Raw genomic sequence first — 16010 nt, forward strand, 5'->3', positions numbered from 1 at the left:
AAGCCTACTTACGAAAATCCTCTCGGATTTTCTTGGTTCGTGTTTTATTTACTAACTTTATTGCTTAAACCACGCAACTTTCCTTACACAACAACGTTGCCATTAATTTAAAATGAACGTCATTAATTCAATATTTTCGATTTCTATAAGTTTGATTTTCCTAATCATTAATCTGAATAGCGGAATAGAAACGACTGAAATACAAAGCGGAATTTCGACTATAAATAAAGATTGCGGAATTGAAAACGTGACTCTGAAAACGGAACGAATTGAAAAGAAACGCAAGTTTTTATTTTGGCCTTTAAGACATAAAAAAGTAATTGTGATTGACCGAATTATTGACCAAAATGGAAATAAGGTTTTTGATAAAAAATCAGTTTTTATTTGCTCAATGGACGCCTGTGATACAAGAAAATTTAGTCGGATGAAAATAGTCGATAATGAAATCTGGATTTTTAGGCACGGCAAAAATGTGGAAAAAGTTAAACCTATTAATCGTTATAATTTTTGTGGAGATTATCTTGGGGAAAAAGATTGGAAAGACGGAGATTATTACGATGACTGAAATAAAAAAACTAATGGCAACAATGTATAAAAATAATTGCTAGATTAGTGCTTAACCAAAGGTCGTTGCAGTTTTGTTACGTCTGATTTTCCTGCGGAAAATCCTCGCACACAAAACCGCAACTATTCTTATACGTAAACGTTAGCTGTAATTACCAAAAAAACCGAAAATGAATTGGAAATTTGAAGAAGAAAGTGTCTTGAAAAATTATTCGGAATCAACTCCTTGTAAAGAAATTTTTCAAGCTGTTTGTGATGAAATTGGAAAATATTTCACAGAAAAAGGTTGGAAATATTCTCGGTCGAGACCTAAAATTACTTTTAAAAATAAAGATTTAAAAATAGATATAGCTTTTTGGTCAAGTGGAAGTAATACTCCTGGAAACTTTGTAAATCTTGAAATATTACCGCAAATTTATTCCCTTGAATTATTAAACAAATTGAAATCTGAAGGAATTAAATCCAAAGGACATATTTTATCTTTCATTGATATATTTTATGAACGTTTAGAAACTTCAGAAAAAGGAAAGAAAATTATTTTAAATGCTTTTGGAGAAAAAATTGAAAGAATTGACGAATATAACCGAACATCTGAACTGATTTATAATAACAGCATAAATGTTTATGGTTTAAATGAAATCGAATTCTTAAAAATTATTGAATTTATTGAAAGAAAAATTATTGTTTGGTTTAAGAGAATAAATAATATTGAACAAATTGATTTATTCCTAAAAAAATTAGCTGAAAGAAATAAAACTAGATTAAAAGGAGGAGATTTTGAAAAATTAATAGAACTGAAATATCCTGATTATAAAATTGAAAAAACTACAGCTAACACCGTGTAAAATTTATTACTTTTTAAGGTTTTTCTGGCGAAAAACCTCGCAAGCGTAAAAGTCTGTTTTTATTAGTTATTTTTAGCTAAATTTACGCAACAAACCTTACACAACAACGTTGTGTTTAATGCAAAACGAACATTCAGAATAATATGAAAATTTGGATAATATTATTTTTTAGTTTATCAATTTCCGTGGCTTATGGACAAAATAAACAACCAAAAAAATTAGGAATCGGATTTGCAATTGCTGAAAATCCTTATTTGTATGAAAATATGTCACATCCGAATAATATCTTCACGAATAGTGAATTAACTGACAAAATTCAGACTGACGAAATATTTCCTTTTTTTTACAAACCTGACTACGGACTTTATCATTTTATATGTCTTGAAAAAAACAAGAGATATTTTAAAATACTCATTAACGATTCAGAAATTGGGTTTATCCCAAATAATGGAAAGTATATTTTTAAAACTTGGGAAACAATTTTAATGTCTGCTTCAGTTGAACGAATTAACAAACAAAACCTAATTAGGAAAAATCTAAATGGAACAGACGAAAATATTATTATGAATAATTGTGAATACGAAACTTTGAAAGTTTTAGATGTAATTGAAAAAAATGGAGAATATTGGCTTGAAATTTCGTTTGCGGAAAATTGTGAACCTTATCCAACTAAAAATACTGAACAAAAAACTGGTTGGATTAAATGGAGAAATTCTGAAAATTTATTAGTTCGAATTCAATTATTATGCTAAAAAGCACTAAAACACAACACCGTATAAAATTTATTGCTGGTAAATCGCTTACTTTCGAAAATCCTCTCGGATTTTCTATTCAGTATTTATTTGCTAACTTTACGCTAAACCAACGCAACAAACCTTATACAACAACGTTGTGGTGCATTTCTCACTCGAACCCAAAAAATGAAGAAAATAACATATATAGTTTTGATTTTATCACTTTTTTCTTGTTCGAAAAGATTTAAACCCAAAACATATGAAAATGAATATTCGGAATTAACTGAACTAAATTCTAAAGATACATTATTTAGAGTTTCAAAAAATGAATTTTATGAAGTGGGGGATGAATTTGCTTTTGTGAATCGGAAAGGAGACACTATAATTTCTTCCGAAAAAATACATTTTACATTTAAAGATACTATTACAACATTTGGAATTGTACTTGAAAAAGAAACTTATGATTTAATTGGAATAAATCGGAAAGGGGAAAGAATTTTTGAAGTTTATATGTATGACAATGGACCTGATTATATTTCTGAAGGTTTATTCAGAATTAAAAAAAACGGAAAAATTGGTTTTGCGAATGAAAAAGGAGAAATAATAATTAAACCTCAATTTGAATGTGCTTCAAGTTTTGAGAATGGAATTGCAACAGTAACTTACGATTGTTATTTGTATTATGACTTGGATGAACATTTACGTTCTGAAAGTGAAAGTTGGTTTGAAATAGATAAAACAGGAAAACGAATTGAATAAAAAAAACGACACCACAACACCGTATAAAATTAATTGCTAGTTTTAGCTCACTTGGGAAATTCCTTCGGAATTTCGCCGTTCGTGATTAATCTAGTAAATTAGTTGCTTGAAACACGCAACTAACCTTATACAACAACGTTGTAACACATTTGACAAAATCCTGCAAACTAACCGAAAAGAATGCTTTAAACCGAAAACTGTCCTGTTAACTAATTATTAGTTTATAATTAAATCTTTATATAATAAGTTTGAGAATAAATTAAACATTCTGAATATGAAATTCTTACTTTCCTTTTTAATCTGTGCTTTTTCTTTTGGGCAAGAAAATAAAACCAAATGTGACTTACGAATTGCAAATGAAAAGTGGATAGAAAAATATGACAAAACAATTTCTATAACTGAAAAAATCAATCTCATCAAAATTAAAATTAAATCAGATTCAATTTATAAGGAAAATAATGACCCAGATTTATATTGTGACTATAAAGCTAAATTTATTTTAAGTTACCCGAAAAGAAAGCGATTAAGTTTATATCTGACAAACGAAAAAAATGTTGCTGAATTGATTTCGAAAATGGATTCAACTAATATTACATCAATTGACTTAATAAAAATGCCTTATTGGAAACGAGGATTATATTGTAGTAATCCAACACCTTTACCAAGAGTAATAATGATATTCCTAAAAACGGAAAATAAAGAATTGAAAAAAGAAATAAAAAACGTGTTACAACATCGTGTATAAAAAAATGCTAAATTAGTGCTTAAATAATGGTCGTTGCTCTTTTGTTACGTCTGATTTTCCTACGGAAAATCCTCGCTTACAAAAACGCAACTTTTCATACACAAACACGTTGGCAGTAAGTTAAAACGAACACTTATGAAGAAAATTTTAATCCTAATTTTATTAGTAATTATTTATTCTTGCAAACAGGAAAATGAATCTAATGTTATGTATGGATTTTTAAATGAAGATTTTGTTTTCTCTAGTGAAATACTTAAAGTTGAAATTTCTGAAAACCTTAAAAAAGACAAAATAATCAATAATAAATCAGCAAAATTATTCAATAACTTGACAACTGAATATTTAAAATATTTGAATCAAACCTATTCTGAATTAACTAATAACTCAAAAATAAAAGAGGATTGGAGTTATGAAGGAGAACTTTCAAAAAAGAAATATTCAAACGAATTATTTTTTATTGGAGAAAAATATAGTAAAAAGGGAACAGAATTCATTTCTAAACTGGAAAAATATAGAACTGAAATATTGAAATTGATTGAAAATAAGAATTTAGCAAAAAGAGTAAATATATCTTTAAACACAAACTATGTTTTAAATCGTGAAGGAAAAAAAATTAATTATTTGAATTACATTTATAAAGATTTGCCTTTAATAAGTGTATTAGCACATCTGAAAAATAAGGAAAAATCAATTTTGGAATTTGAAAACGAATTCCTTAAAAACATAGAATTACAAGAATATAAAAAATTTGAAAAATTAAAACCTACTGCCAACACCGTACAAAATTAATTGCTTGCTTTTAGCTTACTTACGAAAATCCTCGTGGATTTTCTTTGTCAGTAATTGTTTAGTAAATTTAGTGCTTAAACCACGCAACTAACCTTGTACAACAACGTTGGCAACTATTAGAATTGAAATATGTTATCGAAAATTAATATAAATACCCGAATCATAATAATTTGTTTAACATCTTTAATATGGATTTTTTTATATAAACTTGTACTAATAGATTTAGATGAGATTTTTCCAAAAGCACGAGAAATTGCTGAATTAACTTTTGGACTACTAAGTTCTGTAATTGCATCTTGTATATTCTATTATATAGTTGTGTATTTAGAGAGAAAAAGAATGTCTAAAATATTATTTCCCTCATTAAATAAAAGACTTAAAGTTTTTGGAATTGAAGCTCATATGATAAAAAGTGAATTATTTAAATTGAACAATAAACAGTACAAAAATGAAAAACTTCTAGCTGGAGATATTATGAATTTATGTCACAAAATTAAATTATCCTCAATTCCTCCTGAAATTTTTGGAAATCCAAGTTATCAAGCATCAAATTGGTATGAATATTTTGAGTACTTTTTTCAATCAGATAAATTTCATTCATCTCAACTTTATAACTATATAAATTATTTGACTCCTGATATATTGAAAGAATTGGATAATTTACAATTAAGTCATTTTCAAAGTGCTCTACATCATTACAAATCAAATCCAAATTTGAATGATTTATCTGGATTAGGAGGACCTTTTTGGTTATATTTAGAATCCCTTGAAAAAATATCAAAAGCTGAATTGAAATAAAAAACAGTTGCCAACACCGTGTAAAAAAAATTGCTTAATTTTAGCTTAATCAAAGTTGTTGCTTTTTTACTTACTCCTATTTTCCTGCGGAAAATAGCCGTTCACAAAAATCGCAACTTTTATTACACAAACACGTTGTAAAACATTTGAAAAAAAATCTGAACATACAGAAAAACATCATCAAACTGATTTTAATATTGGTTTGCGGAATCACATACGGACAAACTGAAATATTAGGAAAAGTGATTAGCGGAGTTTCTGGCGAAAGGCCAATTTCGGATATTTATGTTCAAGAATTGATTACTAAACAACCATTAATTATGGCTGACAGTTTAGGTTATTTCCGAATTGAATATCTTGAACCTAACAAAAAGTATATAATAGAAATATCTGGATTCGGTTACGGAATACAAAAGTTTGACGTCGAAACAAAAAGCGGAATGAATAAAGTGACGTTTGAATTAAAAGCGGATTGTGAATATAATGCTGAACATGCAGAATCTGACTGGAAAAATGGAACGGCTAATTTATTGCTTGTTGGTTCAATAGCACCAATTGCAAACTCACCTTCCGACAAGCGTTTTGAGAAAAAATTTAAAATTAAATATTTAGACTTTGGTTGCGAACCACCTATTGCCGAATGTTTAAAAGAATATAATAAGCGAATTTTTGAACTTATGGACAATAAATACGGAATGAAATGGCGGAAAAAAGTACGTTCTGATGTTGAATATTTGGAATAAAAAACGTTTTACAACACCGTGTATAATTAATTGCTTTGTTCTTGCCTACTTGCGAATATTCCTGCGGAATATTCACGGGTTCGTAAATGTTTACTAACTTAGTTGCTTAACCACGCAACTAACCATACACAAAACCGTTACAAACAATTAAAAAAAGATAGTTATGAAAAATAAGAAAATAGGAATATTCTTGATTTTACTAATATTAATATCCTGTTCTTCAGAGGATGAAATAAACTTATCCATTGAAAATTTAAGTAAATGGAATTGGAAAAGGTTAGAGAATAATAAGGTAGCAAGTAAAGCTGAATATACAATCTCAAATAATAAAATAACTAAATATACAGTTGAACTTTATGATGAAAATGGTTCAGTTACTAATTGGAGTGAACAATTATTTTTTTATGAGAATGGAAAATTAGATAAAACTATAGAATCAAATTCTTTCGTAAATGATAAATATGAAACAAAATATTTTTATTTAAATAATAGGCTTGAAGAAGTAATATCAAAACACATTAGTAATCCAAATACTTTAAAAAAAATAACTTTTGAATATAATGGAGATAAAGTAAAAAGGACTTGGTTTAGCAGTATTGATGGTGGAAATAATTATGAAATTGTTGACTTTTATGCAATTATAAACCTAACATTCGACGAACAAGAAAATATTATTGAATCAAATCCAGAAGGTAAAGGGTATTCACAAGGTGTATTTAATTATTCTTATGATGAGGAAAACAATCTAATTCAGTGTATAAACGGTGGAACTGTTTATAATTATGATTATTTAAATATTGAAAATCCGATAAGTAAAACTTTTATTTCTACTTTTGGTAAATCAAATCATATTATGGCAAATTATCCTAATAGTGCACCTAGATCTTTTAATAACTTATCACCATTTATTGTAAAATCGATTGAAGGAATTGGGATTTCAGAAGGTTTAATTGAAAATATTGTTGAGTCTGGAGTAATTAAAAAAATAATTAATTATAGTAAATCAAGTTCAAATGTGAATTTTTTTCCAAATGCAATTTATGAATTTGAATATGAATAAAACTGTTTGTAACACCGTATATAATTTATTGCTAGTTCTAGCTTACTTACGAAAATTCTCGCGGATTTTCTATTCAGTTTTTATTTGCTAAATTAGTTGCTTAACCACGCAACAAATCATATACAAACACGTTATCTATAATTTAAAAGCAATCTAATTGAAATTTTCAAAACCGAACATTTTATATCTACTCAGGCTATTTTGCAGATACTATATAGCTTATCAAATGTTTTCTTATGCATTTGCAAAAATCCTAAAGTCTCAATTTGATTTAGGGCTTTCATCAACTATTGATGAAAGTCTGAACAGTTTAAATGGGTTTATGCTTACTTGGTATTATTATGGATTTTCAAGAACTTATGGTTTAATAATAGCACTTACTCAAATAGCTTCTGCATTACTACTCTTTTTCAGGAAAACAGAGCGGATTGGAACTGTTCTTTTTCTAAGTTTTATGGTGAATATTTTACTGGTAAACTACTTTTACGAAATTGATGGCGCCAAGTCAATGTCAATTCGATTGACAATAATGGGTCTTTTTCTTCTACTCTCTGACTGGAAAGCTTTTAGGAATTATTTCTTGAAATCGGATTTAAAAGTAGAATTAATTCCAGATGTAATTCCAACAAAAGTTAAAAATATTTATTGGTTAAAACTTCTAGTTATTCCTATTATCATATTCTATACGTACAATAAAATAGCGGAAATTAAAAAAGTATTTCTAGTTAAAAATGAACTTTTTGGAGTATGGGAAATAACACCTAGAAATTCAAATAACAGAATAGATAAGTTATATATAGATTACGATAATGGTCTAAAAGTACGGGACACTTTAGATAATTTTTATTACGGCGACTTAAAATTAAATAATCAAAATAAGACGTTAAGTTTTGATGTACAACACTATTCAGATCGTGCTTATTATTTTATTAAAGACAGTCTAGAAAAAACAGAGGTTGAGAAGGAAAAGATGAAAATTGTTAGAAAAAAAATTAGGGATTTTTACAACAAAAAGAATAATTCTTTGCCAATAAAACTGGATTTGAGTTATAAATTAAAAGGCGACACTTTGATAATAATTGGAGAAAAAGAATATAAGTATTTGAATATAACAGAGGATTATCGGAACTAAAAAACTATAGATAACACCGTATATAATTTATTGCTAGTACTAGCCTACTTACGAAAATCCTCGCGGATTTTCTATTCGGTTTTTATTTGCTAAATTAGGTGTTTAAACCACGCAACAAACCATATACAAACACGTTGTACACCATTTAAGAAACATTGATAATAAATGAAAATTAAGTCTATACAAATTAAAAGATATCTTTCAATAATTAATTTAAAACTGAATTTAGATTCATTAGAACATATTACAACTATTTGTGGTGCAAACAACGCAGGAAAAACAAATGTTTTAAGAGCAATTAACTTGTTTTTCAATCCAAAAGATTACGAAGCAAGCAAAGATTGTCCAAATCATAAATTTTATGGTTCAAGAGGCGGAAATGTTTTTCCTGAAATTACATTAGATTTTGAAAAAGAAAATGTTATATACAGAATAACCAAAAAATTCAATCTAGAAGGAATATCAGAAGTGAAAGGAATAAAAATTATTTCAAAATCAAATAAACAAGATTTAGACGAAAATTTCATTGCCACATTTGAAAATAAAATATCATTTTTCTTTTTACCTTCTATCAATATTTCTTTTCCTGAATTAATTAATAATCTAATTGAAGAAATTTATGATTTAGAATATTCAAAAGCACGATTTAGTGGTTTGAAATCTGAATTAAAAAAATCATTTGATAACTACACTAATGGATTGGTAGAAGTCTTAAATAATTTAGCAACAGAAATCAACCCAACTTTTAAAGAGTTTAATGAAAACTGGGAAGTAGGATTTGAATTCGTATCAGATGTTAAAAAATTTAGAGATTTAATATCAAACGATGTTGAATTCTATTTCAATGATAAGTCTAACAGAAACATTGAAGCTAAAGGCTCAGGATTGCAAAGACTTGGATTTATTTTGATGCACAGTCGCATTTTAAGTAAAATTAAAAACAAACAACCAATAATTCTTATAGACGAACCAGATATCTATTTACATCAAGGTTTACAAAAAAAGTTAAAACTTCATCTAGAAAACTTATGTCCAAAATCACAAATAATTTTAACAAGCCATTCACCTGTTTTCATTGATAGTTACAATCTTAGAAATACATTCTTACTAGATTTAGAAATTGGAGAAAAAGTATTTTATCAAAGAAGCAAAAAAGAATTTCACCCACTAAACACCTGTTTAATAGATATTTAAAAATCAACTGGAAACCAGAAAATTCGTGAATATTTAGGAATCGAATTAGACGAATTTGAACTACTAAGCGATTATAATATTATGGTTGAAGGTGATGCAGACAAAAAATTTATTGAAGAAACTTCTAAATTCTTTTCTATTAACACAGCTAATATAATACCGACACACGGTGTTACTAAATACGAAAAGTACTTAGAATTTTATGATTCATTTTATAAAGAAAAACCTAACAAACCTAGGATTAGATTGATTTTTGATAATGATAATGCTGGTAGAGTTGAATACAAGAAAATATTTAAGAAAAATGCACAGAACAAATATCAAAACCTAGAAGTTACTTGTGAATTTATACCTAATTGCTTTGGAGAAATTCCAACTCACGATGATATTTCAAAAGATTTCGTAAAATCAAACTATGAAGTAGAAGATTTTATATATCCTGAAATATTAGTGGAGCTGTCAAATAACATTTTGCAAAAAAGAGATTTTAATAAAGTACTTTGGAGAGACGTAAATAATAGGTTAAAAGCAAACTCACATAAAAACAAAGGAATCTTATATAACTTTGATTCTATTAAAAATGACAGAAATCCAGATAATGGACATCAAATTGATTTTAATAGCGAACAAGTAAAAAAAGGAATTGCCGTATCATACGAATTACAAGGAAACAAAAAACTATCAAGGAAAATTCAAGAATATGATATAAAATATCCTGAAGTTAAAAAATATTTAATTAAAATCGGAAAATAAAAACGGTGTACAACACCGTATATAATTTATTGCTAGTTCTAGCCTACTTACGAAAATCCTCGCGGATTTTCTATTCGGTTTTTATTTACTAAATTACGTGCTAAACCACGCAACAAACCATATACAACAACGTTAGCAGCAACTTAATGACGACAACTACAGCAACATTTACAGGAATCAAAAAGAAGATTCAAGAACAAATTGAGAAATCAAAAAACTCGATTAAAATTTCTGTAGCTTGGTTCACAAGTAAAGATTTATTAGGACAATTAATTGACAAAGTTGAAAATGGTTGTCAAGTGGAAATAATCATAAGTGACAATATTGAAAATAAGAGATTATCATTTGATAAGTTTATAGAAGTTGGTGGAAAAGTTTTTATAATGCAAACAAGAAGTGGGAAATTCCTGCACGATAAATTTGCGGTTTTTGATGAAAAATCACTTATTGCTGGTTCTTATAACTGGACAAATTCTGCTGAATATTATAATCACGAATTTATTATACAAAGTGAAGAGAATATACTCTTGAAACAATTCAATATTAGATTTAAGAACTTAAAAGAAATTGTAACTAATTATGACCAATTAATACTGTCAAGTAAATCTGAATTATTAGCCGACACGAAAGAAAGCGAATTTATAAAACTTGAAAATGAATTAGAGGAGCGATTTATGGAAACCATAAAAGAAGCAAATGATTTAGGAGCAAAAATAAATTCAACCAACATTATTTCATACATACACAATTATGGAGCAATTGGAGGAGCTTCAAGGTTAATAAATTTAGGTACCGAAAAATTACAATCTGGATTTATAAAATTGTGGGAAATAAAAAGGTTAGACATCAGTTTTGAAAGTATAATACTTCAAGAAAAATATAGAATATTATTTAGTAAAGAAATTTTAGAAAAAGCGGAGAAAAGATTGAAAAAATTAGAAAGGAAATAAAAAGCAGCTGCTAACAAAGTATATAATTTATTGCTGGCTTCTTGCTTACTTGTGAAAGTCCTCGCGGACTTTCTTTGTCCGTAATTATTTACTAAATTAGTTGCTTAAAACACGCAACAAACCATATACATCAACGTTAGCAAAAATTAAAAACCAAGTTTATTATGAAAAAAATGACTATATTATTTTTTATTGGAATTATATTAACTTCTTGCTCGAACGAAGCAGATAATTTAAATAGAAACAATAATTTAAATATAGGAGAATATGTTTTACTAATTCCATTATCAAGTCCAATAAATACAATAGAATATAATAATGAATTTTATATATTTTATAATGATGATGAAGCAAATGACCAAAGTTTTATTCACGGACAGTCTAATAAATTAAGTAAAATTAATAGACAAGGTTTAATAGAATGGACTAAAGAAATTCCTTTATATAATTATCCTGGTTTTAGTATAACTTCAATTATAAATAACAAATTGAATTTTCTTTATCTATATAATGGAGAATTTAATCTTATGGTATTTGATTTAGAAGGAAACTTTTTAGAAAAAAAACCTATAATTATTAATGAACTTTATGATTCTGTTCAAAAAAGTGACGAAGGTTTTATTTTAACGAGACATCATTTGGATGGTGTAGTTTTAAAAAAATATTCAATTTCAGGAGAAATATTAGAGACAATTAATATAGATTCAAAAATAGTAGAACCTAATAATACTAATTCAATTTTGAAAAATGACAAAATCTACATATCAAGTGCTTCAGGTTTTGTTAGAAATAGTAATTTTTCTTATGAAAATTATAATTTTAAAATATTTAGTCAAAATAATTTATTAAATACCATAAATTTCGATACCCCTGAAGGAAATATATTTTACGGATTGAACAAAGTTTTTAAAAACGGAAATATATTAATAACTTCAGACAAAAGACAAGGTAATATAGAATTGAAATTATTTAATGAAAATAGTATAGAAATAGCAAATAATAACTTTGAAAAAAATTATATAGGAAACCTATTTCTAAATAATTCCGAAAATATCGCAATTGTTGGAAATTATAAAGAATCAACTAACTCAATCAGAACTCATTTAACAATTCTTGATTCAAATTTAAATATTAGTTCTCAAAGACTTTTAGGTGTAAATAATTATAATAATTTTAGAATTGCTTACGAATCAAATAATCATTATTATGTAGTAGGTTTAACAGATTCAAGAACAGGCGATTTTGATTTACCAAATAACAGTACAGGAACAGATATGTTTATTTACAAACTGAAAAAATAACTTTTGCTAACACCGTATATAATTTATTGCTGGCTTTTCGTCTACTTACGAAAGTCCTCTCGGACTTTCTTGGTCGGTAATTATTTACTAAATTAGTTGCTTGAAACACGCAACAAACCATATACATCAACGTTAGCAAATATAAAACTGAAACTCTAAAAATTAAAGTTTGAATATTAAAAAAAATTATAAATTAAAAAAAGGAATGAGTATGAAAAAAGTATTATTAGGATTAGTATTATTAATCGGAATGAACTGTTTTGCACAACAAAAATCTAAAGTGCAAAAAGTAAATGGAATTGAAGTTTATTTATTGGCTGAACCAGTTAGAGAATATGAAACTTTGAAAAGTGGTGGAAAAGGAATTCAATGGGGTTCAGCAATTACAGGTGGTTTAATTAACGAAAGTATAGCTACAAAAGTTACAAAGTATATTAAAAAATTAGCGAAAGAATACAAAGACCAAAACATTGACTTTGACGCAATTATTTATTCTAATGGGAAACAAATGACAGCTATTAAGTTTACAGATGAAAAAACAGATGAAAATGACAGAATTGCTATTGTTCAAAAAATAGAAGGAATTCCGTTTTTTGTTATGAGCGAGCCAATAACTGAATATGAATTTGTAAAAACAATTGGTGGTGGAATAAAATGGAAATCTGCATTAACAGGAGGTTTAATTAACAATAGTATTGAACAAGATTTAATGAAATTTGCTAAAAAAATGGATAAGAAATTTAGGAAAAAACAAATTTCAGCGATTATTTATGAGCGTGGAAAAAAAGCGAATGCGATAAAGTTTACGAAATAAAAGAAAATTACATTTGCTAACACCGTGTATAAAAAATTGCTGGTTTTTGGCTAAATCAAAAGGCAGTTGCGTTTTTGCCAACTTCTGAATTTCCGCTGGAAATTCCTCGTTGACAAAATCGCAACTTTCCATAACACAACAACGTTACCTGTAACCTAAAAACACATTTTGCTACTAAAAGAAAGATAATGTCAACAAAAGAAAAACACATACCTACTATTTTTCTTTCATATTCTTGGAAGGATTTTGAAAAAGCAGAAAAAATAGAAAAGGACTTGAAAGATGCTGGAATTAAAGTTATTCGTGATTTCAATATGAATTACAAAGACAGTATAACAAAATTTATGAAAAGAATTTGCAATGAAGATTTTGCAATTCTTTTAATAAGTAATTCTTATCTGAATTCTCCAAACTGTATGTATGAAGTTTTAGAATTATTAAAAGATAAAAATTTTGAAAAAAAAATATTGCCAATTATTTTACCAAAAACAAAAATTTTTAAACCTAAAGAACAAATAGAAATAATAAAATATTGGGAGAATGAAATTGAGTTACTTAACAATGATTTAAGAGAATTAAATAGTTTAGCAAATATTAATGAAATCATAGAAAGTATTAATCATTTCACAGAAATCAGAAAATCAATATCATTTTTCATTTCAAAAATTAAAGATTTAAACGCCAAATCATTTGAAGAACTTAATGACTCAAACTACAAGCCAATTATAGAACATATTGGTATATTAAAAGATGATATAATAGCCTTGACTTTAGAATTAATTAAAATTCCAAACCTATCTCAAAGGGAAATAGAAATTGATAATCTACTTGAAAAGTATCCAAAAAATGGTAATTTATATTTTTTAAAAGCAAATTTATATTTAGAAGAAAAAAAATATAAAAAAGCCGAGAAAGTATATCTCAAACTAATAGAAAGTAATGCAGAAAATATAGGTGTATCAACAATTTATAATAACATCGGAATTTGTTATAATAAACAAGGTTTATTCCAAGAAGCTATAAATTCTTATAATAAAGCAATTGAAATAAATCCTGAAGAAGATTTAGCCTATTCAAATTTAGCTCTATTGTATGACGAAAAATTGAAAGATTATGTAAATGCAGAAAAAAATTATTTATTAAGTATAGAAAAAAACGATTTATCTAGTTTAATCCATTCAAACTATGCACTCTTTTTATCAAAAAAAAGGAATTACTTAAAAGCTAAAATACATTTTGAAAAAGCTTTAAATTTAAAATTTGAAAACCCAATTGAACTTTCTAATACACATTATAGTTTTGCTAATTTACTTCATTTAAATCTTTTTAAATTTGAAAAAGCTAAAAAACAATATGAGAGTTCTATTAAATTAAATCCAAAAAAATTTCAAGCACATTGCAATTTAGCAGTATTGCTGAAAAACGCTTTTAAAGATTATGAAGCTGCTGCCTTTTACTATAATGAGGCTAATAAAATAAACCCTAAAGATTCAATAACCCTTAATAATCTTGGAAACCTTTACCAACATCATTTAAACCAAAAAGAACTTGCTAAACATCATTATTTGAAAGCAATTGAGTTTGATGAAAATTATGCAGAACCATATAATGGAATTGGATTTTTATTAAAAGATGAATTTCCAAATAAATCAAGAAAATATTTTGAAAAAGGGATTGCTGTAAACCCCAATAATTCTAAATTACAATTCAATTATGCAAAACTATTATTAGAAAAATTTAACTTGAAAGATAAGGCGAAAAAACATTATATTAAATCTATAACTCTTAATTTCAAGTTTCACACTAATGAAAACAACTTGCTTTTTAATGTAAAAAGTATAGTCATAGGCGGCTACAGGTAACACCGTATATAATTTATTGCTGGCTTCTTGCTTACTTACGAAAGTCCTCGCGGACTTTCTTGGTCGGTAATTATTTACTAAATTAGTTGCTTGAAACACGCAACAAACCATATACAACAACGTTGGCAGTAATTTAAGAAAAACCCGAACAAACGAACAAAATGAAAATATTAATTATTTCAGGAATTGTAGCATTTATTGCATTATCTGTTTGGTATGCTAAAAGAAATGGAGCGACAGTTGAATACAAATCTGAACCAAAAAAAATTCTGTCAGAACAAGACAAACCGATTGATTTTGGTTATAAAATAGTTTGGATTGCTGTAAAAACAGATAATAAATCGGAATTATCAAAAATACTTGGACTAAAAAATGTAAAACCTTCTAATTGGACAAGCGGAATTGAAAATGCGTACGAAAATAGCGTATTTATAACACCTCAAATTGGAGATTGGACTTTAGCAGTTGGAATGGGATTGCCACTTGGAGATAACAAGGAAAGTATTGAAAAGCTAGAGAAAGTGCTTAACAAATTAAGTTCTGAATTTGGAGAAGCTCATTTTTTCGGAACACACAGAGTTGTTGAATATCATAACTGGATGAAATCTGTTAATGGAAAAATGGAAAGAATATATTCTTACGTTGGAGAAAGTATGGAAAACATAAAAGTATTTGGAAATCCGACTGAACCAGAAAAAGGACTAAAGTTATTTAATTCACTTTCCGAAGAGGCAAAATCAGACGAATATTTTGACAGAGAAGATTTGGATTATGCAGACGAAGAACTTGTTATGAAAATAGCGGGAAATTGGAGCATAAATCCAACTCAATTGACTGAACGAACTGATATAAAAAACGAATTAGGAATGGTAGGAAAATAAAAACTACTGCCAACATCGTGTATAAAAAAATGCTACATTAGTGCTTAAATAAAGTTAGTTGCACTTTTGTTACGTCTGATTTTCCT

General features: G+C 27.0%; 17 protein-coding genes. All 17 read left to right on the plus strand.

What is annotated here, in order from left to right:
- The first annotated feature begins 112 nt into the window (after nucleotides 1–112).
- Nucleotides 113–565 (plus strand): hypothetical protein, encoded by a 453-nt coding sequence (locus ACJJVK_RS15800; RefSeq protein WP_405567743.1) that lies wholly within the window; start codon nucleotides 113–115, stop codon nucleotides 563–565.
- Between the two features lie 169 nt (nucleotides 566–734).
- Nucleotides 735–1409: a hypothetical protein gene (locus ACJJVK_RS15805; protein WP_405567745.1), complete on the plus strand. Its 675-nt coding sequence runs from the start codon at nucleotides 735–737 to the stop codon at nucleotides 1407–1409.
- A gap of 143 nt (nucleotides 1410–1552) precedes the next feature.
- Nucleotides 1553–2161 carry a hypothetical protein gene (locus ACJJVK_RS15810; RefSeq protein ID WP_405567747.1) on the plus strand — a complete coding sequence of 203 codons (609 nt, stop codon included), beginning with the start codon at nucleotides 1553–1555 and terminating at the stop codon, nucleotides 2159–2161.
- Nucleotides 2162–2329: 168 nt separating this feature from the next.
- Nucleotides 2330–2902, plus strand: coding sequence for a WG repeat-containing protein (locus ACJJVK_RS15815; protein WP_405567749.1), 573 nt, complete (start codon nucleotides 2330–2332; stop codon nucleotides 2900–2902).
- Nucleotides 2903–3176: 274 nt separating this feature from the next.
- On the plus strand, nucleotides 3177–3647 hold the full coding sequence (locus tag ACJJVK_RS15820) for a hypothetical protein (RefSeq protein ID WP_405567752.1): 471 nt from the start codon (nucleotides 3177–3179) through the stop codon (nucleotides 3645–3647).
- Nucleotides 3648–3782: 135 nt separating this feature from the next.
- The gene (locus ACJJVK_RS15825) at nucleotides 3783–4436 is read left to right on the plus strand and encodes a hypothetical protein (RefSeq protein WP_405567753.1); all 654 of its coding nucleotides are present in this window, start codon (nucleotides 3783–3785) and stop codon (nucleotides 4434–4436) included.
- A gap of 129 nt (nucleotides 4437–4565) precedes the next feature.
- Nucleotides 4566–5234 (plus strand): hypothetical protein, encoded by a 669-nt coding sequence (locus ACJJVK_RS15830; protein ID WP_405567756.1) that lies wholly within the window; start codon nucleotides 4566–4568, stop codon nucleotides 5232–5234.
- 146 nt (nucleotides 5235–5380) lie between these two features.
- Nucleotides 5381–5977 (plus strand): hypothetical protein, encoded by a 597-nt coding sequence (locus tag ACJJVK_RS15835; protein WP_405567726.1) that lies wholly within the window; start codon nucleotides 5381–5383, stop codon nucleotides 5975–5977.
- Nucleotides 5978–6140: 163 nt separating this feature from the next.
- Complete coding sequence (locus tag ACJJVK_RS15840; RefSeq protein WP_405567759.1) at nucleotides 6141–7037, plus strand: hypothetical protein; 897 nt, start codon at nucleotides 6141–6143, stop codon at nucleotides 7035–7037.
- Between the two features lie 157 nt (nucleotides 7038–7194).
- A complete protein-coding gene (locus ACJJVK_RS15845; protein WP_405567761.1) occupies nucleotides 7195–8169 on the plus strand; it encodes a hypothetical protein in 975 nt (324 codons plus the stop codon).
- Between the two features lie 165 nt (nucleotides 8170–8334).
- Nucleotides 8335–9363: an ATP-dependent nuclease gene (locus tag ACJJVK_RS15850; protein WP_405567764.1), complete on the plus strand. Its 1029-nt coding sequence runs from the start codon at nucleotides 8335–8337 to the stop codon at nucleotides 9361–9363.
- Between the two features lie 81 nt (nucleotides 9364–9444).
- Complete coding sequence (locus ACJJVK_RS15855; RefSeq protein ID WP_405567766.1) at nucleotides 9445–10116, plus strand: hypothetical protein; 672 nt, start codon at nucleotides 9445–9447, stop codon at nucleotides 10114–10116.
- Nucleotides 10117–10262: 146 nt separating this feature from the next.
- A complete protein-coding gene (locus ACJJVK_RS15860) occupies nucleotides 10263–11066 on the plus strand; it encodes a phospholipase D-like domain-containing protein (RefSeq protein WP_405567769.1) in 804 nt (267 codons plus the stop codon).
- Between the two features lie 164 nt (nucleotides 11067–11230).
- Nucleotides 11231–12367 (plus strand): hypothetical protein, encoded by a 1137-nt coding sequence (locus tag ACJJVK_RS15865; protein WP_405567772.1) that lies wholly within the window; start codon nucleotides 11231–11233, stop codon nucleotides 12365–12367.
- Between the two features lie 211 nt (nucleotides 12368–12578).
- Nucleotides 12579–13181 (plus strand): hypothetical protein, encoded by a 603-nt coding sequence (locus ACJJVK_RS15870; RefSeq protein ID WP_405567775.1) that lies wholly within the window; start codon nucleotides 12579–12581, stop codon nucleotides 13179–13181.
- 188 nt (nucleotides 13182–13369) lie between these two features.
- A complete protein-coding gene (locus ACJJVK_RS15875; RefSeq protein ID WP_405567776.1) occupies nucleotides 13370–15043 on the plus strand; it encodes a tetratricopeptide repeat protein in 1674 nt (557 codons plus the stop codon).
- 161 nt (nucleotides 15044–15204) lie between these two features.
- Nucleotides 15205–15924: a hypothetical protein gene (locus ACJJVK_RS15880; protein WP_405567778.1), complete on the plus strand. Its 720-nt coding sequence runs from the start codon at nucleotides 15205–15207 to the stop codon at nucleotides 15922–15924.
- Nucleotides 15925–16010: the final 86 nt, after the last annotated feature.

This window comes from Polaribacter sp. Asnod6-C07, from assembly GCF_045063625.1.
Classification (GTDB): Bacteria; Bacteroidota; Bacteroidia; order Flavobacteriales; family Flavobacteriaceae; genus Polaribacter; species Polaribacter vadi_A.